Raw genomic sequence first — 18,893 nt, 5'->3', positions numbered from 1 at the left:
TTATGCTTTTCAGCTTGAGTATTTTTCTCCAGCCAACGCTCTCCCGCCGTGGCTGACAACGCCCTCGTTCTCTTCATCTCCGTCCTTGTCATCGCCGGCGCCATTGCCCTCATCGCGCTCGCTTTGCGCCGGCGGCGCAAGCGCCGCAGGGCGCGCGGCAGTGCCAATCCGGCCGGCGACTATGCACCCCGCACCGCCTGGGGTCCGACATCCGGCAAGCTGAACTTCTCATCCTTCGTCTTCATGGATGTCGACGGCGATGGAACCTATGGTCAGGCCGACCGCCCGATTGCCGGCATCGTGGTGCGGCTGTTCGACGAGTCCGGCCGCTTCATCGTCGCGGCGCAAAGCAACGCTGCCGGTTTTGCCAACTTCCCGATGTCGTCGAAGCGGCGCAGCGCCGTGATCCGCTCGCCTGGAACCTTTCGCTTTTCAGTCTCCGTGCCGCCCGGCTGGCGCGCCAGCGGCGCCAACGAGAACCAGTCTGTGCGCGTGACGGATGCGCCCGGCTCGCTCGTCGGTTTGGCCGGAGAGGGCCTGCCAAGGCCCGTCGGCCTTACCCCTGCGCGCATGGTGAGCGGCAGGACGCCGGCCGCGGCCACCGCAACCCTATCCGTGATGGGCAACGGCCAGCTGCTCGAAAGCCACCCGCTCGGCGCGGCCACCACCTTCCGCTTCCCGCTCGCCGCCGAGGCCGATCAGGTCGTGATCGCCGGCGGCGGGTTCGACCGGCGCCTCGCGCTGTCGGCCTATCCGGCCGACCTCGGCTTGCTTGCGTCCGGGGCGCTTGAGCCCGACGCGGCGCTCAGCACCATCGGCTTCGACGACATCACCACGCGCGGCCTGAGCAAGATTCCTTCCGGGTACGCCGGGCTCGACTGGTACAATCTCAACGCCATGTCGCGTGACCACACCAGGAACAGCGAAGGCTACGTCAACGGCAACGTCTCGGGCGCCTATATCGCCTATACCAGCAGCGGCCATCCGGCAGAGTTCGGCCGTGCGGCGCCTTTCGGCTTCCATTCGGTGATGCTGAACGCCGCATGGCTGCGCTCGGAAGGGGAGAGCGCGCTGGTCGAAAGCTGGCTGGGGGACGAGTTGATCGCGCGCGACGAGGTCACGCTGTCGGCGCTGGCGCCGGTTCAATACGCGCCGATGCTGAAGGCGGTGACGCGCGTGCGTCTATCGACCAAGCATCACTGGCAGATGGTGTTGGATGATCTCGTGCTGGCGCTCTGATGCATGTCGGCTAAAGCGCGGCGGCTTTGCGGGGGACATGTGTCAAGCAAAGGCGAACTGGGTCGCCCAGAGGATGCCGCAGCTTCGGGAGAAGAAGTGCATTAAAACAAGGAATTGCAGCGCGTTGCCTGAATTGCGGTGCAACGCGCTGTAATGGTCAGAAGGTGAGCGAAGTGGCGCCGTTGGCGGTGACTGCCGAAAGCCTGCCCTTCTTGACCAGCCTTGGTTTCTCATAGGTTTTCTTCATGGCCGGTTCCGCGAATTTCCTGGATCGCAAGAAGGAGCCAGGGTCGGCAGGCATCAACAGCAGATTGTCCGGCAGATCAGCTCGCCGGGCTGCCGCCATTGATAACAGTAGAAGGACCGCCGGCGACAATTGTCGAAAGCTTGCCTTTGCGGACCAACACAGGCTTCTCGTAAGTCTTCTTCATGATTGAACCCCCGTTAACCATTCGAACTGACACAAGACGATAATCAGCCGCCTTGTCACGCAACAAGCCAGGATGACAGCTGGCCTCAAACATCAATGAAGCTGATCGAGCTGTCCCCGAATCAACCCGGGACCGGTGTCGAACCCGCGACGACCATCGAAAGCTTGCCTTTGCGGACCAACACAGGCTTCTCGTAAATCTTCTTCATGCTGTGGCTCTCCTGAAAATCCCGGGCGGATAATGTCATAAGAGCGTTTGCTGTCAACCAGCGCGGGTAGTCGAGCTTGCTATTCTTGGGGAGTGTGGCTTTCTGCTCACGGGCCGCTTGTTTATGGAGCGAAAGACATCACGCTTCGGTTCTGAGCATCGGGATATTGGCCGGCCGGCTGAGTAAAGCCGAAATTCGGCCGGCGGCGGGATTGAAGAAGTCACGCCGCGCCAAAGCACGTTTACCTTTCTTCGTGTGATCTCTTGCACTTAGCCCCGGCGAAAAGCTCGGCTAGAATGGCCGATGCGCCTTCCGCCAGTTGGAGTGGAGGCGCCTGGGGGATGCCGATGAAAAGATCGACCGACAGGCTGTTGGCGCTGGCGATGCTCGTCGTCGGCTTCGCTTGCTTCGCCAAGCTTTATCTGGCGCTGGGGGGCAAGCCCCCGGCCACGACGAGCGCCGGGATCTTCGGCGCGGCGGGCATGCTTTCGATTCTCGCCGGGCTTTCGTTCCTTGCCGGCCTGCTGCCGGGCGCGCCAAGGCATGAGCCTTCGGCGCCGCTGTTCGGCCGCGACGCTGCGACCGTGCCGGCCGGGCGTCCGCGGCTGCGCCGCATCGCGCTTGCCGTGCCGCTCATTGCCCTTGTCGTCATCCTCGCCGACCAGTTCGGCCGGTGGCGGGAAACAGGGGGCGATGCGGCCGCGCCGGCCAGGGAAGTCGCCTTCGCTCCGGCGGAGCCTGGGACCGAGCCGGCCTCCGCGCCTGTCGCGCCGGCGCCCACGGCCGCATCGTCCGAGCCGGCGGCCGCTCCGCCGCAGCCCGCCGCACCGGCGCAGCCTGCAACCACGCCGGCCCGGCAGACCGCGCTGGCGCCGGCCACGCCGCCGCAGACGCTGGCGCCGCCTCGGCCACCGCCCCCAGCCCAGCCGACCGCGCCGGAAGGCCACCGCGATGCCGTCGTCTGGCTGGCGGTGTCGGCCGACGGCCACCAGATCATGAGCGCCAGCACCGATCGCATGATCAAGCTCTGGGATATCGACGGCAAGCGGCTGATCCGCGACCTCGGCGTCCACAAGGACATGGCGCGCAGCGCGCTCTTCATGCCCGACGGCAGAAGCGCGCTCACCGCCGGCGACGACGGCGAGATCGTGCTGCGCCAGCTTTCCGATGGCACAGTGCTGCATGTCTTCTCGTCCGGAGCGAACGGCGGCGTCCGGCAACTGAAGATCAGCCCCGACGGCAAACTCGCCGTCAGCGGCCACGACACCGGTTCCGTCGTCGTCTGGGATTTGCAGAAAGGCACGGTGCTGCATGTCCTGCCGGGCCACGATTGGTCGGTGAGTTCCGTCGCCATCTCGCCAGATGGCGCCAGGGCGCTCACCGGCAGCATCGACGGCGAACTGAAGCTCTGGGACATCCTTGCGGGCAAGCAGCTGCGCAGCTGGCCCGGCCACGATCGCGGCGCCTATGGCGCGCTCTTCCTGGCCGACGGCCACCATGCGGTGACCGGCAGTGGCGACTACACGATAAAACTCTGGGACCTCGACACCTTCAAGGAGGTGCGCCGCTTCGACGGCCACTCCGGCACCGTCTATGCGCTCGCCTTATCGGCCGAGGGGAAACGGCTCGGCTCCGCCTCGCTCGACGGCACGGCGCGGATCTGGAATATGGATACGGGCGCCGAGATCGCCGAGTTCGACCCCGGCACCGGGCCGATCTACTCGGTCGCCTTCGCCGCCGACGGCACGCTTTTGACCGGCGGCATCGACCGCACCATTCGCGACTGGCCGGCGGCAGGAGGGAGGGCACGGTGCTGTTCGCCGGCGCGCCGCAGTAGCAAAGTAGGAGACTGGCGACAGCTTGGGCGACATCCAATCTCCCCCCTTTGCGGGGGAGATGCCCAACAGGGCAGAGGGGCAAGCGAAGGAATGTGGCCTGTCTGAAGAAAGCCTGTACAAGTATTGTCCAAGCAGCCATCGTCACCATGTGAGCAATACTGCCGAATCCATCTATTTTGTCCTGCAGGAGATCGATCCTGCGACCGGTTCGGCGGTCGCCGAAGCCCGAATTCGCGTCTCAGACCTGGAAGAGCTTCGCGCGGTTCTGGCGTGCGACAGTCCACAGCTATCCGGTTCATGGCATTTGGACCCGGACGACCTCGAGCGACTTGGCGCGATATGCATTCCACCTCGCGAGCTTGATCGAAGGCTCAACCGCATCGAGTCCTGGCATCCAATCCGTGAGGTCCCGTATCTCGTTCATACGAATTTCGAGCTGCCGCTGATGCTGGAAGGTCGCAAGCCGCTGGCAGTCTTCCATGACGCCTATCCGGCGGAATGGCTGTCGGAAACGTTGGCTCGCTTCGACCCGTTTGTGCGCTCGGGCCGGTTGGTGCGTCATGTCATCGACACTCCCTTTACCGAAGCCGAGCACGCCCGTTTCCCCGACTTCCAAGGGTGGCGGCGCGCCTTCTTCTCACTCCCCGGGGAGGAATGGCGGATAGACGCGTTTCTGCTGTTATCGAAAGTGTTCGCCAAAACCGGCTGGAACGAATCTCTCGAGCGGATGGAGGGCTCGCTTCTCGGCTATGAAGATTGGCAGAACGACTGGTGGATCGAACGCAAGTCAAAACACCGAACTAGCACCTCTTCGATCGTCTGAATTGTCGGCAGGACAGCGCCCGCCTCTGGCTTGCCGGCCATCTCCCCGACCTTTGGAGATCAGCAGATCGGCTACGGGGCCCTCCCTGCAACGTCGGCGGTTTGGCAAAAGCTTGCGCGACATCCAATCTCCCTCCTTGCGGGGGAGATGCCCGGCAGGGCAGAGGGGGGTGTGACGGATCGCGGCTTACGAATTTCGAGCCAACCTTCGCCGGACACGTGATTGCTGACAAGAGGTTCGCCAAGCCATGAATATAGTCGAAGCCTCGATCGCCGACCTGCGCCGCGCGCTGGAAGACGGCACAGTCACAAGCGTCGAGCTCACCGGCGCGTACCTGCGGCGCATCGCCCATTACGACCGCCACGGCATAGCGCTGAACGCCGTGCCCATCCTCAATCCAAAGGTGTTCGAGGAGGCGGCAGCTTCCGACCGCCGACGCCGCGCGGGCAAAACGCTTGGACCGCTGGACGGCATCCCCTACACCGCCAAGGACAGCTACAAGGTGAAAGGCCTGACGGTCGCGGCCGGCTCGCCGGCCTTCGAGCATCTGATCGCCAGCGAGGACGCCTTCACGATTGCCCGGCTGCGCACCGCGGGCGCGGTGCTCATCGGCCTCACCAACATGCCGCCGATGGCCAATGGCGGCATGCAGCGCGGCGTCTATGGTCGCGCCGAGAGCCCGTACAACAAGGATTATCTCACCGCCGCCTTCGCCTCCGGCTCGTCGAACGGCTCGGGGACGGCGACGACCGCGTCCTTCGCCGCCTTCGGGCTCGGCGAAGAAACCTGGTCATCCGGCCGCGCGCCCGCCTCCAACAACGCGCTGGTCGCCTACACGCCGTCGCGCGGCGTGATCTCGGTACGCGGCAACTGGCCGCTGGTGCCGACCATGGATGTGGTGGTGCCGCATACGCGGAGCGTGCCGGACATGCTGGAGCTGCTCGACGTCATCGTCGCCGACGACCATGACACGCGCGGCGACTTCTGGCGTGTGCAGCCCTGGGTTTCGATCCCGAAGGCATCAGCGCTGAGGCCGGCGAGCTATACCGGGCTTCCCCTGCAAGGCGCGATCGAGGGCAAGCGGCTCGGCGTGCCGAAAATGTATATCGGCAAGGATCTCGGCGCCGACCGGCCGATCGAGACGCGCGCCTCTGTGCTGGAGCTCTGGCGGCAGGCCGCGCATGACCTGCAGGCGCTCGGCGCCGAGGTGGTCGAGGTCGATTTCCCCGTCGTATCGAACTATGAGCGCGACCGTCCGGGCGCGCGCTCCATGGTTGATCGCGGCCTGGTGCCGGAGGAATTTGCAAACCGCGAGATCTGGGACCTGTCAATCTGGTCGTGGGACGATTTCCTGCGCGCCAATGCTGATCCTGCGATTCCCGATCTCGCCTCGGTCGATGGCCCGAAAATCTTTCCACAGCCGCCGGGTACGCTGCCCGACCGCTATGGCGACGACGGCTTCGACCTGGCGGACTATGTCGAGCGGGCGAAGAACGGGGTGAGCCCGCTCGAGGCCATCCCCACCATTGTGGACGGGCTGAAGGGGCTGGAAGAGACGCGCCGCATCGACTTCCAGAACTGGCTCGACGCCAACCGCCTCGACGCCGTGGTGCTGCCGGCCGTCGCCGATGTCGGCCCGGCCGATGCGGATGTCAACGAGGCCTCCGCCGATCTTGCCTGGCGCAACGGCACCTGGGTCGCTAACGGCAATCTGGTCTGGCGGCATCTCGGCATCCCGACGGTGACGGTGCCGATGGGCACCATGGCCGATATCGGCATGCCGGTCGGCCTCACCTTCGCCGGCAAGGCCTATGACGACGTGGCGCTGCTGATGATGGCCGGCGGCTACGAGCGCGCCACCAAGCGCCGCACCCTCCCGCCACGCACGCCGCCGCTGGCGGATGATGTGTTTGCAGCGGGCAGGGGAGCGGCGGGTGCTGGCGACGCGCCGCTTGCTCTGGCGCTGAGCGCCGAGACAATCCATGCCGGCGACAGCGACGAAATCGCGATCACACTCGAGATCGATGCAGACGACGCAGGACTGGATACGGCAGCCGTGAAAGTCCACGTCAACGGCGAACCGGTCGCCATGCAGGGAAGCGGCAACCGCCACACCGGCCGGGCCGTCGTGCCGGCTGCGACGCATCAGGGCTTCCACAGCGTCTGGCGCGGCGCTTACGGCTCGATCGTCACGGCGATCGTGAGGTTGGCGGACGGGCGGAGCGCCGGCGCTTATGTGGTGACGGGCGGGATTGGCTGAGGCGGGGGAATCGCAGATCTCCCTGACAACAGGGGGACCACGCTTCGTCCCCGTCCTTGACCCACCCCCACCTCCGCTATCTTCGCGCCCATGCCAGATACCGCTCCCTCGGCCGCCGCTCCGCTGATCGTCATCGACCTGCAGACCGGCATGTTCGACGGCCGTTTCGATCCGCCGATCCATGATGCCGACGTCCTTGCCGAGCGCGCGCGAAAACTGATCGATTGGGCGCGCAAAACCGGCCGCAAGGTGGCCTTCGTGCGCCATGACGGGCCGGCGGGCGATCCGCTGGCGCCGGGCGCTTCCGGCTGGCCGGTATGGCCGCAGCTCGGCCAGGCGGCCGGTGAGCCAACCTTCGGCAAGAGCGTCGGCAATGCCTTCTCGAACGCCGAGCTCGGGCAGTGGGTCGCGGGGCAGGGCGTTCGCGACGTGGTGCTCATCGGCGCGCAGAGCGATTTCTGCGTTGCCGCCACGGTGAAAGGCGCTCTTGCCCAGGGCCTCGGCGTCACCATCGTTTCGGATGCGCATTCGACGCTCGATTCCGAGGAGGAGAAAGCGCCCGACATCATCATCCGGCACAACAAAGCCTTCGCCGAGCAGGGCGCGCGGCTGACGACGACCGCGGCGCTGATTGGGGGCTGAGGGCTTGGCTCCTCCTTCTTCCTTGTGGGAAGAACGTGTCGCCGAAGGCGACGGATGAGAAGGGAAAACCAACCAAGGAGCGCTCATGCCAATCCCCTCCCTGCCCTCCGAAGGTGGCTGCCGCTGCGGCCGCGTGCGCCTCAGGATCTCCGCCAAGCCGCTGCTCACCATGGCCTGCCATTGCACCGGCTGCCAGAAGATGTCGTCGAGCGCTTATTCGCTGAGCGCCGCCATTCCCGCGGATGGCTTCGAGATCACCAAGGGCGAGCCGGTGATCGGCGGCCTGCACGGCGCTTCGAAACACTATTTCTGCGGCTACTGCATGAGCTGGATGTTCACCCGGCCGGAGGGGCTCGACTGGTTCGTCAACCTGCGCCCGACCATGCTGGACCACCCCGCCTGGTTCACGCCTTTCGTCGAGACCTGGACCAGCGAGAAGCTGCCATGGGCCGAGACGCCCGCCCTGCACAGCTACGCGGCCCTGCCGGCCTTCGAGGAATATGACGGGCTGGTCGCGGAATACGCCAAGTCCCAGGCCTGATGGCCCAAAACAAAACGGCGACCCGGGTCAGATCGCCGTTCAGTACAAGGTCGACGCGGCCGTTGGGGGCGACATTGTTGGGGATGTGCTTGGGCGTCCGCGTCGACCAAGGCGGCCTCGTACCGCAGCCTGGACTATGGCATGTTTTTCTCGTGCCGAAACTTCCGCGATAGCGGAATAGGCAGGGAGCAGGGACTTCCCCACCGCCGCTTGGAATTAAGGTTAACGGCGGCGCAGCCGATCGGGCACGCGCGATCTGCCAACCGCGGGTGACCGAGAACTTGGGCGAAACACTTTCTATCCCGATCCGCATTGACCTCTGCCGGCCGAGGGACGACGACTGATGCATCATTGCTGATGGATTGCATCTTGCCCCGCTTTCTCAACGCAAAACTCGCCGACGGCTCCCTGGCCGACCTCACTGTTGCCGACGGCCGCTTCAACGCCATCACGCCCGCCGCCAATGCCGCCGGCGCGGCGCCAGGCGCCGTCGATCTCGCCGGCCAGCTCGTGCTGCCGGCCTTCGTCGAGGGCCACATCCATCTCGACACCTCCTTCTATGGCGATGCCTGGCGCTCGCACATTCCCTGCACCAACGGCTTCGATGTGCGCGAGCGGGTCGCCTTCCAGATGCGGAACCTCGAGCAGGCCGCGCCGATGGAAGAGCGCGCGAAAAACCAGCTCGAGCTTTGCATCGGCAATGGCAGCCTTGCGATGCGCAGCCACGTCATGGTCGACGCCGCGGTCGGGCTGAAACATGTCGAGACGATCCTTGCCGTGCGCGAAAAATATCGCGAGCTGATCGACATCCAGCTCGTCGCCTTCCCGCAAAGCGGCATCCAGTCGTCGCCCGGCAACGCCGAGCTTCTGGACGAGGCTTTGAAGCTCGGCTGCGATCTGATCGGCGGGCTGGACCCGGCAAGCTTCGACCGCGATGTGAAGGGCCATCTCGACGTCGTCTTCGGCCTTGCCGAAAAACACGGCGCCGGAATCGATATCCACCTGCATGACGGCGGCACCCTCGGCCTGTTCGAGATCGAGGAGATCGCCGCGCGGACCACGGCACTGGGCATGCAAGGCAAAGTCGCTGTCAGCCACGCCTATGCGCTGGGCGACATTTCCGCCGACGCGCTGGCCGAAGCCGGCGAGCTGCTCGCCGCCTCCGGCGTCGCCATCATGACCAACGCGCCCGGCAACCATCCTTTCCCGCCGGTGGCGGCATTGCGCAAGGCGGGCGTCACGGTCTTTGCCGGCTCCGACAACATCCGCGATTCCTGGTGGCCTTACGGCGATGGCGACATGCTGAACCGCGCCAACATGATCGGCTACCGCTCCGGCTTCTACGAGGATTGCCAGCTGGAAGCAGCCTACGACGTGGTGAGCCATGCCGGCGCCAGGGCGCTGGGGCTCGAAGGCTATGGCATCGCCGTCGGGGCCAAGGCCGATTTCGTCGCGCTCAGGGCCGAGCATGTGCCGGAAGCGGTGGTGGCGGTGCCGAAGGAGCGAACCGTGTATCGCGCAGGCAGGGAAGTGGTCAGGGACGGGAAGGTGGTCGATCGGGCCCGCCTCACCGGCCTGCCATCCACCGGCCTGCGATCTGCTTGACAGTCCGATAGCCGTACCGCATTTTTCCGGCGAGGCAGGGGACATTTCGCCATGAAGAAAGAATATACGAAGCCGACGCTCGTCCGCAAAGGCCGGCTCTCGGCGCAGACCGCGCAGCAACTTCCTTCCGGTAGTACGGACTAACGCCTGACGCCTGTCTTGGCGAGCAAGGCAGTCAGCAATTGTGCGCCCGTCATAGCCGGCAGCGCCGCCTGTTGGCGCTCGCCACTAATGCCGCGGCGTCGAAACCCAATTTAATTCGCACACAAATGTTTCAGGCCGCTCCGGCTTCGTGAAGCATTCACCGTCTGCGCGCAATCGCCTGGTTACAGACGCACCTCAAAAGCGGCGCCCGGAGGGCGGCCGCCAGTTCTGCCGCTGCTTTGTGGAGGTTGCGATGTTTAAGAGCCTTAACCGAATCCGCGCCGCGTTCGCGCAGGCGAGAAGGCGCCGCAGAACGACGCGCGAGCTGAACGAACTGCCACCGGAGATCCGCAAGGACATCGGATGGCCCGATACGGCCCGGGACGACGAGATTCGATTGCCGTTCTAATGCATGTTGCCCAAAGTGCGGAGCGGTTTGGGGATAAGGGCATGCATAAGCAAAGCCTCGGCTTGCGGTGACGTGATGCCGGCAGCACGGGACGACGAACGCGCCGTCCCTGCTGCCTGGCCAGGCCGTCAGCCGGCGGGCTTGTAGGCCCCGGCAGCCTTGTTGGCGACCGCGAGCACCGCCTTCATGTCGAGTTCTTCGAGGACGACCAGCTCGCTCAACGAGCCGCTCGCGCGCACGGCAAGGGCCATGCCCATCCCGGCGACCTGATCCGGCACCTCGCCATTGACGACGACGTCGTAAATGCCGCGCGTGAACATGACGCTGCTCATCCTGCCGCCGACGCTTTCAAAGAGCGCCTGGATTGCAGCTTCGCGGTTCGATCCCTGCATCAGCCCTTTGGCGGCATGGGGTTCGTAACTTGCCAGTATGGTGACCTTCATGGCTATCTCCTCCAAATATCATTGCCTCAGGCTGCTCAATGGTTTGAGCAGCCGAGGTGATTGTTGTTTCACTGACATTTGACTTGGTCACGGACCGCCCGGGCACCATGGCCAACAGGCGGTTCAGCCGGAGCACGGCTTCGGCTTGCGACAATATGCGCCTATTCTAATATTACGACAATCCCGCGATGAGCGGACCGCCGTCGTGTCAGATATCTCCGTCAGGATATGTGGGCCAAATGTCGTCGGAGCGATGCGCCATGGCCGTTTTGTGTATTCACGCGACGGACGTGGCCTGATAATAGGTCAACGAAGCTGACCTAAATGCTAAGACCCTGAACGAAGCACTGCGGGAGGTGCGCTTTGACCCTGTTGAACCTTCTGGCCTCGCGCTCCTCGCGCATGAAGGCCTCGGAAATCCGCGAGCTCCTGAAGCTGCTCGATCAGCCCGACATCATCTCGTTCGCCGGCGGTATTCCCGATGCCTCGCTGTTTCCGGCCGAGGCCATCGGCGACGCCTATCAGGCCGTGCTCGGCGGCGCGGAAGCGGGGGCCGCGCTGCAATACCAGGTCAGCGAAGGTTTCCTGCCGCTGCGCAAATGGCTGGCCGGCTATATGGGCGGACTCGGCATCCGATGCGACGAGGGCAACATCTTCATCACCTCCGGCTCGCAGCAGGCGCTCGATTATCTCGGCAAGCTGTTTCTGTCGCCCGGCGACACCGCGCTGGTCACCTGGCCGACCTATCTCGGCGCGCTGCAAGCCTTCAACGCCTACGAGCCGCGTTACGACCGGCTGAACACCGCCGGCGGCAACATGACGCCGGAGGCCTATCGCGCGGCAGCCGCGGGCAACGGCGGCAAGGTGAAATTCGCCTATCTGGTGCCGGATTTCGCCAACCCGACTGGCAACACGCTGGATAGCAAGCAGCGCGAGGCGGTGCTCGACCTCGCCGGCGAGCTCGACATCGCCGTCATCGAGGACGCCGCCTATCGGGCGCTGCGGTATGACGGCGCGGCGGTGCCGCCGATCCTGGCGCTGGATTGTGCCCGCTCGGGCGGCATCGACAATGCCCGCACGCTCTTTTGCGGCTCCTTCTCCAAGATCCTGTCGCCAGGCATGCGCGTCGGCTGGGTCTGCGCGCCGCGCCATGTGGTGGAAAAGCTGGTGCTGATGAAACAGGCCTCCGATCTGCACAGCCCGTCGATCAACCAGATGGTCATGCATCGCGTTGCCGAGACCATCTTCGACGCCCAGGTGGAGAAGCTGATCGGTGCCTATCGCCGTCGCCGCGACGCGCTGCTCGGCGCGCTCGAGGAAAACATGCCGGACGGCATTTCCTGGAGCCGGCCGGAAGGCGGCATGTTCGTCTGGCTGACGCTGCCCGAAGGCAGTGACGCCACCGCGTTGCTGGCGCGTTCGGTAAAAGAGGCGCGCGTCGCCTTCGTGCCGGGCAACGCCTTTTACGCCGACGGCACTGGCCGCAACACGCTGCGCATGTCCTTCACGCTGGCCGACGACCGCGCGGTGGGCGAGGGCGTGCCGCGATTGGCGAAGCTGCTGAGGTAGCCAATTCCCTCAAAGAGAGATCGACAGCCGGCTATCACCTCCTTCTCGCGCAGGCGTGATTGGTAGTGCGCAGCCGTGATTATAGCCCCGCCGATTCTTCGGCTAGGGTCGCGGCCGATCCAACACCCCCTGGATCGGCAGGCAGCGAAGTCCCACCTTCAAGGCCTCAACGAAAGGGCCCCGACGGCTTCCACCGGCGGGGCTTTTTTGTGTCGGCGATCCGGCGCGAATCGAAACCGCCCTACTTGTTGCAGTTCTGCATGTTCGAGGTCGTATTGCCGCTGGCCGTGTTGTTCTCGGTATCGTTAGCGCCCGTATCCTTGCAGCGATCCTGCATACCGGCCGGCTGGTTCGTCGAATTCGTCGAATTCATGGAATTCGTGGAATTCGTGGTGGTCGTATCCGTGCCAGGGGTTGTCGGCGTGGTGACCGTGGCACCGCCCGTCGCACTGCCCGAGGCGCCGCCAGTCGTGCCCGAGACGCCGCCCGAAACGCTGCCGCTGGCGTCGCCGCTTGCACCGGCTGTCTGAGCCATGGCGCCCGAGGTCGCGAGCGCCAGGGTAAGAACGGAAGCTGCGAGAATCTTCTTCATCATCAGGAAATCTCCATTGGTTTGCATCGTTGACTAAGTTTCCAACGGAGCTTTCCAGGGGATGTTCCGGCTGAAAAAATTCGTGAAGAACCGCATAGCTCTGTTGGCCTAACGGCAAGATCGGGTGGCGGCACCTTTAGGAAGGGCCGCAAGGACAAATCGGGTCGCCCGCGTTGGCGAGAGGGGGATAGTATGGACTCGCCGCCGCGCGTGACACTGCTCGTCGGCAGTGCTCCGGAACTCCTCCTTGTGGGGGAAATCGGCAGCTCCGGCGCCTGCCGGCCGTCACGCAAAGTTGCTCGGCTCCGGCGCGCCTTTCGGATAGACTTTGGGCAATCCAAGTAGAAGGAGTGAAGCCATGACTTCGCGCCTCAGCCTGATTGGACTTGCCTTCGCTGCCTTCGCGACCCAGGCATCCGCCTTCGAGATCTCCAGCCCATCGGTTTACAACGACAAGTGGGACGCAAAATATCTCGGCGACAAGCCCGGATGCGGCGGCAAGAGCGTCTCGATCGCGCTTGGCTGGAAGGACCCACCGGCGGGCACCAGGAGCTACGCGCTCACCATGTTCGATCCCGATGCCAACGACGGCAAGGGGTTCTGGCATTGGCTTGCCTGGAACATCCCGGCAAGCGCCAAGGGCCTCGCCGAGGGCGCCGGCTCCAAAAGCGGCAAGCGCCTGCCGAAGGGCACAGTGTCCGGCACGGGCAGCGTCGGTCGCACCGGCTATTTCGGCCCATGTCCGCCGCCCGGCAGCGGCACGCACCACTATGTCTTCACGCTCTATGCGCTGAGTGAGGCAAAGCTGCGCACGCCGGAAAATCCGTCGCCCGAAATGGTGTCGGTCGCGGCGAAGAGCCAGGCGCTGGCGGAGGCCAGTGTGACGTATACCTACGGGAGGTAGCTGATCTCCCCCTTTAAGGGCCCTCGAGGGGGAGATGTCGCCGAAGGCGACAGAGGGGGTCGGCGCGCACGATGCGCCAACTTGCCCTCTTGTTGTTCGTCGGGCGTCGGCGCTCCACGCGCAGCGAACCGCTTTGGCCTGCCGGCCATCTCCCACGCAAGGCGGGGAGATCAGCAGCTCACTCCGCCGCTTGCAACCTGTCCTGCGTCTTCGTCTCGAAATCGCTGGCGTCGTGGCGCTCGTGCAACTGATAGGCCGGATCGCCGGAGATGCGGTTGACCATGCGGCCGCGCCTTACCGCCGGCCTGGCGTCGATCGCGTCGGCCCAGCGCTGCACGTGCTTGTATTCATGCACGGCGAGGAACTGCGCGGCATCGTTGTAGCTGCGGCCTTTGGCGAGCCCGCCATACCAGGGCCAGACCGCCATGTCGGCGATGGTGTAATCCGGCCCGGCGAGATACTCGCTTTCCGCCAGCCGCCGATCCAGCACGTCCATCTGCCGCTTGGTTTCCATGGCGAAGCGGTCGATGGCGTATTCGATCTTTTCCGGCGCATAGGCGTAGAAATGCCCGAAGCCGCCGCCGAGATAGGGCGCCGAGCCCATCTGCCAGAACAGCCACGAGAAGGTTTCGGCCCGCGCTGCACGCTCCGTCGGCAGAAACTCGCCGAATTTTTCCGCCAGATAGGTGAGGATCGAGCCCGACTCGAACACGCGCACCGGCTTCGGCTCGCTGCGGTCCATCAGCGCCGGGATCTTGGAGTTCGGATTGACCTCGACGAAGCCCGAGCCGAACTGGTCGCCGTCATTGATGCGAATCAGCCAGGCGTCGTATTCGGCGCCCTTGTGGCCGCGCGCCAGCAACTCCTCCAGCATGATCGTCACCTTCTGGCCGTTGGGCGTGGCCAGCGAATAGAGCTGAAGCGGATGCTTGCCGACAGGCAATTCCTTCTCGTGCGTCGGCCCGGCGACTGGCCGGTTGATGGAGGCGAAGGTGCCGCCATTCGGCTTGTTCCAGGTCCAGACTTTCGGCGGGTTGTACTGGTTCATCTCGGGAGGCCTTGTTGCTGTGAGCGGGATGCGGGGTTCGTTGGCGCAAGATTTAGGTGCGGTTGCGCGGGCGTCAAAGAAAAAAGTTCAAATTTCGTTGAACTAACGCTTGGGCCAGCAGCGCCCCGCCTTCTCCGTCAGGGACAGATGCCCTTGCACCGCGTCCCTTTGGCCATACTTATAGAAAAAGACCCGTAATTCAGGATCGACGATGACCATCGAAAAAATCTCGCGCTCCGTCGTGGCCGTGCGCGCCACGGTTCCGGACGACGCCTTCACCGCCGATGCGCTGGGCACGCGCCGCGAGGGCAGCGGCGTGGTGATCCGCGACAACGGGCTGGTTCTCACTATCGGCTATCTCATCACCGAGGCCGAGGAGGTCTGGCTGACCGACCAGGACGGCCGCGTGGTTGCGGCGCATGCGCTGGCCTATGACCAGGAGACCGGCTTCGGCCTGGTGCAGGCGCTGGCGCCGCTCGGGCTGCCGGCGGTCAAGTTCGGCAACCCCAGGAAGGCCAATATCGGCGACGCCGTGACGCTTGCCGACGGCATCGGCCAGCAGGTCGACGCCCACATCGTCACCAAGCAGGAATTCGCCGGCTATTGGGAATATCTCATCGACGAGGCGATCTTCACCGCGCCGGCGCATCCCTCGTGGGGTGGTGCTGCGCTGTTCGACCGTGACAGCAAGCTGCTCGGCGTCGGCTCGCTGCGCCTGCAGATGAGCCGCGCCGGCGAGGTCGCCGACGTCAACATGATCGTGCCGATCGACCTTCTGACGCCGATCCTCGACGATCTGGTCAAGCGCGGCCAGGTCGGCAAGCCGCCGCGCCCGTGGCTCGGCGCCTTCTCGGCGGAGTCGAACGGCATGGTGGTGGTGATGAGCGTCGCCGAAGGTGGTCCCGCGGCAAAGGCTGGCCTTCGCCAAGGCGACATCATCTCCGACGTGCGCGACGGCGAGGTTGACGGTCTCGCCGACTTCTATCGAAAACTCTGGCAGAACCCGGCCGGCGCGGAAATTCCGTTGCGCGTCGTGCGCGACGGCCGTGAGACCTGGCTTCGCGTAAAATCGGCCGACCGCAACTCCTTCCTCAAGAAGCCGCAGCTGCAGTAACGTGCATCCAAGGCTGCTGAAGACCTTTCTCGCGGTCGCGCGCACACGCAAGGTCACGCGCGCGGCGGGCGAGCTCAATCTCGCACAGTCGAGCGTCAGCGACCAGATCCAGGCGCTCGAGGCCGAGCTGGGCGCGACGCTGTTCATACGGTCGCGGCAAGGGCTGGACCTGACGCCGGCCGGCGAGGCGCTGCAACCTTACGCCGAGGAATTGCTGGCGCTCGCCGACGACGCCCGGGCCGCCATCGATGCCACCAAGGCCGAGACGGCCGGCAGCCTCACGCTCGGCGCGCTCGAGACGATCGCTTCGGCAAAACTTCCCGGCTGGCTCGCCGGTTTCCAGGCCGTTCATCCCGACATCGACATCAGGCTGAAAATCGCAGGCAGCGGCGAGTTGCGCCGCAGGCTGGGAGAGGGTGGGATCGACGTCGCCTTCTGCTTCGACAGACCGGGCGCCAGCGAGCCCGACGAGCGCTTCGCCAGGCGCCCCGTCGCGGCCGAGCCGCTGGTGCTGATCGCGCCGCCGGGCGAGAACCGGGCGGATGTCGATCTGGGGGAGCTTGCCGAAAAGCGTTTCGTCGCCACCGAAACCGCATGCGTCTACCGCGTCATGGTCGACACGACCTTCACCGAGGCGGGCCTCGGCGGACCGAAGCTCGCGGCCGAGGCTGGCAGCATTGACGCCATCGCCGGCCTGGTGGCGGCCGGCGCCGGCTTCGGCCTTGTGCCGCGGCTGGCGGTCGCCGCGGCGCTCGATCGCGGCGAGGTGGCCGAGATCGCATGGCCGGGCCCGATCCGCTCGGCGGAGCTGGTCATGATCTGGCGGCGCCGGCGCGTCCAGCCGCCGGCGCTGAAGCTCTTGCTCGCGGCGATGGGCGAAAACTTCGCGCTCGTCAGACCAGCCGCTGCCCGCCCTCGACATGCAGCGTCGTTCCCGTCGTAAAGCCGTTGCCCATCAGGAAGCGGATCGCGTCCGCAATGTCTTCCGGCCGTCCGACCCGTCCCGCCGGCAGGCGCTTCGCCATCGCGGCAAGCGTCTCGTCCTTCGCATCGCCGGCAACGAATTGCCAGATCGGCGTGTCGACCCAGCCGGGCGAGACGGCATTGACTCGGATCGGCGCCAGCTCGATCGCCAAGGCCCGCACCAGCCCTTCGAGCCCGGCGTTGACGGCCGCGACCACCGAGCCGCGCGCGGCCGGGCGGTAGGCGGCAATGCCGGAGACGAAGGTGAGCGAACCATTGGCCGAAAGTTTCGGCGCGCCATGCTTGGCCAACAGCAGCGGCCCGTAGAACTTGCTGTCGACAACCTTTTGCGCCGCCGAAAGCTCGATCTCGGGCAAAAGCCGGTAGGCGCCTTCGATATCGGCCGCCGTGCTGACGATATGCTCGAGCCGGCCGATGCGCGCGAACAGCGCCGCGACCTCGGCCTCGCGGCTGATGTCTGCCATCGCCGTTGCCAGCGCGGCCGGGCGATCGAGCTCATCGCGCGCGGCGTTCAGCCTCGCTGCATTACGCCCGGCGATGATGACGCCGGCGCCTTCGTCGAGGCAGCGCCTGGCAAGCGCCAGCCCCATGCCCGAACCGCCGCCGACGATCAGGATTTTTGTCTCGTCCATGTCCATGCCTTTCCTTTGCATGGACGGTGATGTGGCAGGCCGGCACCCGCAGGGGAAACGGAAGAAACTGATAGTGTTATCGGAGAGTCCGATGGTTGGCTGGCGCGGCTCTGATAATTCAGCCAGCAGGGCAGACGGCGCGCGAAGGAACGCGGCCTTAAACTCCCCACGACTATAAGCCAAAGCGGCGACGACGACTCGACAGGATTGGCGCGACAGCGCGCCCTCTGGCCTGCCGGCCGTCTCCCAACAAAGGGGAAGATCGGAGCCTCGGCTCACGCAAAAGAAGGAACACCGATGGCCCCCATCAAGGTCGACCCGAGCAAGGTCCACGAGTTCTCGGACGCTGAAACCTTCTACGCCTGGCTCAGGCAAAACCACGCCGGCGAAAGCGAGGTCTGGGTCAAGATCCACAAGGTTGGCTCTGGCCTTCCTTCGATCACGCCGAAGGAAGCGATCGACGTCGTGCTCTGCTTCGGCTGGATCGATGCGGTGCGCAAGTCGCTCGACGAGAAGAGCTTTCTGCAGCGCTACACGCCGCGCGGCAGGAAGAGCATCTGGAGCAGGATCAACGTCGACAACGTCGCGCGCTTGATCGAAGAGGGCCGCATGACGGAGCATGGCCTGCGCGAAGTCGAGGCGGCCAAAGCCGATGGCCGCTGGGACCGCGCCTATGGCGGCTCGAAAGAGATGACAATTCCGCCCGACCTGCAGGCCGCGATCGATGCCGAACCGAAGGCCAAAGCGATGCTGGCAAAGCTTTCGGCGCAGAACCGTTTCGCGCTCGCCTTCCGCGTCCACAACATGAAGACCGAGGCGGGGCGCAAGAAGAAGATCGAGACGTTCGTCGAAATGCTGAAGCGCGGCGAGACGATCTATCCGCAGAAGAAGTAGGGCACGATCCGGACCGGACGACCGCGCCAGCGACCCGGTAAGCAAAAACGCCGCCTTTGAGGGACGGCGTTTCCGGGAAGCGATGATCCCGAACCCTGTTGAAGCGGTCCGGGATCATCCGGTCATGAAGTCTTTGGCCAATTGCTGAAAAGCCAAAAGCCGGCGACGCGCCTTATGCGGCGAGCTTCTTGCCGTGCTTCTTGTGGGTACGCTTCTTGGTGTGGTGCTTCACATGATGCTTCTTGGCGTGATGCTTCGAGTGCTTCTTCACGTGATGCTTGCGGGCGTGACGGCGATGATGCTTGACATGCTTCTTGTGCGGGCCGTTGGCGTCCGGCTTGGCCGTCTCGGTGGCCGCAGCCGGAGCCGCGGTGGTCGTCGTGGTCGCAGCCGTCGTGGTCGCGGCAGCGTTGGCTTCGGTAGTGCCGAGCGCCGGCACCGCGAAAGCAAGCGCGACCGCCAGGCCGAGAACGGAGAGAAGGGTCTTTTTCATAAGTCGGCATTCCTTTTCGAAGATCGATATCAGGTTGTCGCTGGCCGTAGTTCGGCTGCTCCGGTGCCGCTTATGACAGC

20 protein-coding genes are annotated in these 18,893 nt (G+C 64.9%); 13 read left to right on the top strand and 7 right to left on the bottom strand.

The window, feature by feature from the left end; genetic code table 11:
* The first annotated feature begins 48 nt into the window (after positions 1–48).
* Positions 49–1,239 carry a hypothetical protein gene (locus EJ078_RS03055; protein ID WP_127214352.1) on the top strand — a complete coding sequence of 397 codons (1,191 nt, stop codon included), beginning with the start codon at positions 49–51 and terminating at the stop codon, positions 1,237–1,239.
* Between the two features lie 157 nt (positions 1,240–1,396).
* Here EJ078_RS03055 and EJ078_RS03050 read toward each other — a convergent pair whose 3' ends face one another.
* Positions 1,397–1,486 carry a lasso RiPP family leader peptide-containing protein gene (locus EJ078_RS03050; protein WP_164746769.1) on the bottom strand — a complete coding sequence of 30 codons (90 nt, stop codon included), beginning with the start codon at positions 1,484–1,486 and terminating at the stop codon, positions 1,397–1,399.
* A gap of 76 nt (positions 1,487–1,562) precedes the next feature.
* On the bottom strand, positions 1,563–1,670 hold the full coding sequence (locus EJ078_RS03045; RefSeq protein ID WP_127214356.1) for a putative RiPP precursor: 108 nt from the start codon (positions 1,668–1,670) through the stop codon (positions 1,563–1,565).
* 555 nt (positions 1,671–2,225) lie between these two features.
* Here EJ078_RS03045 and EJ078_RS03040 point away from each other — a divergent pair.
* The 7 genes from EJ078_RS03040 to EJ078_RS03010 all read left to right on the top strand — a co-directional run bounded on the left by EJ078_RS03040 (position 2,226) and on the right by EJ078_RS03010 (position 10,140).
* Positions 2,226–3,821 (top strand): WD40 repeat domain-containing protein, encoded by a 1,596-nt coding sequence (locus EJ078_RS03040; RefSeq protein WP_245459084.1) that lies wholly within the window; start codon positions 2,226–2,228, stop codon positions 3,819–3,821.
* The gene (locus EJ078_RS03035; RefSeq protein ID WP_245307468.1) at positions 3,739–4,539 is read left to right on the top strand and encodes a hypothetical protein; all 801 of its coding nucleotides are present in this window, start codon (positions 3,739–3,741) and stop codon (positions 4,537–4,539) included. Before EJ078_RS03040 ends, EJ078_RS03035 begins: the two co-directional genes overlap by 83 nt.
* Before the next feature lie 247 nt (positions 4,540–4,786).
* On the top strand, positions 4,787–6,799 hold the full coding sequence (locus EJ078_RS03030; protein ID WP_127403792.1) for an amidase: 2,013 nt from the start codon (positions 4,787–4,789) through the stop codon (positions 6,797–6,799).
* Positions 6,800–6,889: 90 nt separating this feature from the next.
* Positions 6,890–7,441 (top strand): isochorismatase family protein, encoded by a 552-nt coding sequence (locus EJ078_RS03025; protein ID WP_208721068.1) that lies wholly within the window; start codon positions 6,890–6,892, stop codon positions 7,439–7,441.
* A gap of 85 nt (positions 7,442–7,526) precedes the next feature.
* The gene (locus tag EJ078_RS03020; protein WP_127216440.1) at positions 7,527–7,982 is read left to right on the top strand and encodes a GFA family protein; all 456 of its coding nucleotides are present in this window, start codon (positions 7,527–7,529) and stop codon (positions 7,980–7,982) included.
* Between the two features lie 357 nt (positions 7,983–8,339).
* A complete protein-coding gene (locus EJ078_RS03015; protein ID WP_127216441.1) occupies positions 8,340–9,587 on the top strand; it encodes an amidohydrolase family protein in 1,248 nt (415 codons plus the stop codon).
* A 397-nt stretch (positions 9,588–9,984) separates the two neighbouring features.
* On the top strand, positions 9,985–10,140 hold the full coding sequence (locus tag EJ078_RS03010; RefSeq protein WP_082953795.1) for a DUF1127 domain-containing protein: 156 nt from the start codon (positions 9,985–9,987) through the stop codon (positions 10,138–10,140).
* A gap of 128 nt (positions 10,141–10,268) precedes the next feature.
* On the opposite strand, the gene EJ078_RS03005 is transcribed toward EJ078_RS03010, so the two are convergent.
* Positions 10,269–10,583 (bottom strand): GYD domain-containing protein, encoded by a 315-nt coding sequence (locus EJ078_RS03005; protein WP_067322535.1) that lies wholly within the window; start codon positions 10,581–10,583, stop codon positions 10,269–10,271.
* A 402-nt stretch (positions 10,584–10,985) separates the two neighbouring features.
* On the opposite strand from EJ078_RS03005, the gene EJ078_RS03000 reads away from it, so the two are divergent.
* Entirely contained in the window at positions 10,986–12,152 is a 1,167-nt protein-coding gene (locus tag EJ078_RS03000) for a PLP-dependent aminotransferase family protein (RefSeq protein ID WP_208721607.1), read from the top strand.
* A 241-nt stretch (positions 12,153–12,393) separates the two neighbouring features.
* Here EJ078_RS03000 and EJ078_RS02995 read toward each other — a convergent pair whose 3' ends face one another.
* Entirely contained in the window at positions 12,394–12,747 is a 354-nt protein-coding gene (locus tag EJ078_RS02995) for a hypothetical protein (protein WP_127216444.1), read from the bottom strand.
* 355 nt (positions 12,748–13,102) lie between these two features.
* Here EJ078_RS02995 and EJ078_RS02990 point away from each other — a divergent pair, with 355 nt between their 5' ends.
* Positions 13,103–13,648, top strand: coding sequence for a YbhB/YbcL family Raf kinase inhibitor-like protein (locus tag EJ078_RS02990; RefSeq protein ID WP_208721067.1), 546 nt, complete (start codon positions 13,103–13,105; stop codon positions 13,646–13,648).
* A gap of 178 nt (positions 13,649–13,826) precedes the next feature.
* Here the strand turns inward: EJ078_RS02990 and yghU are convergent, their stop codons facing one another.
* A complete protein-coding gene (gene yghU / locus EJ078_RS02985; protein ID WP_095801381.1) occupies positions 13,827–14,696 on the bottom strand; it encodes a glutathione-dependent disulfide-bond oxidoreductase in 870 nt (289 codons plus the stop codon).
* A gap of 211 nt (positions 14,697–14,907) precedes the next feature.
* Between yghU and EJ078_RS02980 the strand changes: the two genes are divergently transcribed.
* Together EJ078_RS02980 and EJ078_RS02975 are read left to right on the top strand one after the other, a co-directional pair.
* Positions 14,908–15,810 (top strand): S1C family serine protease, encoded by a 903-nt coding sequence (locus tag EJ078_RS02980; RefSeq protein ID WP_127216446.1) that lies wholly within the window; start codon positions 14,908–14,910, stop codon positions 15,808–15,810.
* A 1-nt stretch (position 15,811) separates the two neighbouring features.
* Positions 15,812–16,753 carry a LysR family transcriptional regulator gene (locus EJ078_RS02975; RefSeq protein WP_127403789.1) on the top strand — a complete coding sequence of 314 codons (942 nt, stop codon included), beginning with the start codon at positions 15,812–15,814 and terminating at the stop codon, positions 16,751–16,753.
* On the opposite strand, the gene EJ078_RS02970 is transcribed toward EJ078_RS02975, so the two are convergent.
* Positions 16,704–17,432 carry an SDR family oxidoreductase gene (locus EJ078_RS02970; protein ID WP_127403788.1) on the bottom strand — a complete coding sequence of 243 codons (729 nt, stop codon included), beginning with the start codon at positions 17,430–17,432 and terminating at the stop codon, positions 16,704–16,706. The genes EJ078_RS02975 and EJ078_RS02970 overlap by 50 nt on opposite strands.
* A 291-nt stretch (positions 17,433–17,723) precedes the next feature.
* Here EJ078_RS02970 and EJ078_RS02965 point away from each other — a divergent pair, with 291 nt between their 5' ends.
* The gene (locus tag EJ078_RS02965) at positions 17,724–18,320 is read left to right on the top strand and encodes a YdeI/OmpD-associated family protein (protein ID WP_127214968.1); all 597 of its coding nucleotides are present in this window, start codon (positions 17,724–17,726) and stop codon (positions 18,318–18,320) included.
* Between the two features lie 172 nt (positions 18,321–18,492).
* Here the strand turns inward: EJ078_RS02965 and EJ078_RS02960 are convergent, their stop codons facing one another.
* Positions 18,493–18,813 carry a hypothetical protein gene (locus EJ078_RS02960; protein ID WP_095778258.1) on the bottom strand — a complete coding sequence of 107 codons (321 nt, stop codon included), beginning with the start codon at positions 18,811–18,813 and terminating at the stop codon, positions 18,493–18,495.
* Positions 18,814–18,893 lie beyond the last annotated feature (80 nt).

Origin of the sequence: Mesorhizobium sp. M1A.F.Ca.IN.022.06.1.1 (assembly GCF_003952605.1) — a bacterium.
GTDB lineage: Bacteria > Pseudomonadota > Alphaproteobacteria > Rhizobiales > Rhizobiaceae > Mesorhizobium.
This window is presented reverse-complemented; position numbering and strand designations above follow the sequence as displayed.

What these genes read in the sequence shown, in the direction of transcription:
- EJ078_RS02965 (WP_127214968.1), top strand. Translation starts at nt 17,724, where the DNA reads ATGGCCCCCATCAAGGTCGACCCGAGCAAGGTCCACGAGTTCTCGGAC.
- EJ078_RS02980 (WP_127216446.1), top strand. Translation starts at nt 14,908, where the DNA reads ATGACCATCGAAAAAATCTCGCGCTCCGTCGTGGCCGTGCGCGCCACG.
- EJ078_RS03030 (WP_127403792.1), top strand. Translation starts at nt 4,787, where the DNA reads ATGAATATAGTCGAAGCCTCGATCGCCGACCTGCGCCGCGCGCTGGAA.
- EJ078_RS02990 (WP_208721067.1), top strand. Translation starts at nt 13,103, where the DNA reads ATGACTTCGCGCCTCAGCCTGATTGGACTTGCCTTCGCTGCCTTCGCG.
- EJ078_RS03025 (WP_208721068.1), top strand. Translation starts at nt 6,890, where the DNA reads ATGCCAGATACCGCTCCCTCGGCCGCCGCTCCGCTGATCGTCATCGAC.
- EJ078_RS02995 (WP_127216444.1), bottom strand. Translation starts at nt 12,747, where the DNA reads ATGATGAAGAAGATTCTCGCAGCTTCCGTTCTTACCCTGGCGCTCGCG.
- EJ078_RS03000 (WP_208721607.1), top strand. Translation starts at nt 10,986, where the DNA reads ATGAAGGCCTCGGAAATCCGCGAGCTCCTGAAGCTGCTCGATCAGCCC.
- EJ078_RS03050 (WP_164746769.1), bottom strand. Translation starts at nt 1,486, where the DNA reads ATGAAGAAAACCTATGAGAAACCAAGGCTGGTCAAGAAGGGCAGGCTT.
- EJ078_RS02960 (WP_095778258.1), bottom strand. Translation starts at nt 18,813, where the DNA reads ATGAAAAAGACCCTTCTCTCCGTTCTCGGCCTGGCGGTCGCGCTTGCT.
- EJ078_RS02970 (WP_127403788.1), bottom strand. Translation starts at nt 17,432, where the DNA reads ATGGACATGGACGAGACAAAAATCCTGATCGTCGGCGGCGGTTCGGGC.
- EJ078_RS03015 (WP_127216441.1), top strand. Translation starts at nt 8,340, where the DNA reads ATGGATTGCATCTTGCCCCGCTTTCTCAACGCAAAACTCGCCGACGGC.
- EJ078_RS03005 (WP_067322535.1), bottom strand. Translation starts at nt 10,583, where the DNA reads ATGAAGGTCACCATACTGGCAAGTTACGAACCCCATGCCGCCAAAGGG.
- EJ078_RS03045 (WP_127214356.1), bottom strand. Translation starts at nt 1,670, where the DNA reads ATGAAGAAGACTTACGAGAAGCCTGTGTTGGTCCGCAAAGGCAAGCTT.
- EJ078_RS03040 (WP_245459084.1), top strand. Translation starts at nt 2,226, where the DNA reads ATGAAAAGATCGACCGACAGGCTGTTGGCGCTGGCGATGCTCGTCGTC.
- EJ078_RS03010 (WP_082953795.1), top strand. Translation starts at nt 9,985, where the DNA reads ATGTTTAAGAGCCTTAACCGAATCCGCGCCGCGTTCGCGCAGGCGAGA.
- yghU (WP_095801381.1), bottom strand. Translation starts at nt 14,696, where the DNA reads ATGAACCAGTACAACCCGCCGAAAGTCTGGACCTGGAACAAGCCGAAT.
- EJ078_RS03020 (WP_127216440.1), top strand. Translation starts at nt 7,527, where the DNA reads ATGCCAATCCCCTCCCTGCCCTCCGAAGGTGGCTGCCGCTGCGGCCGC.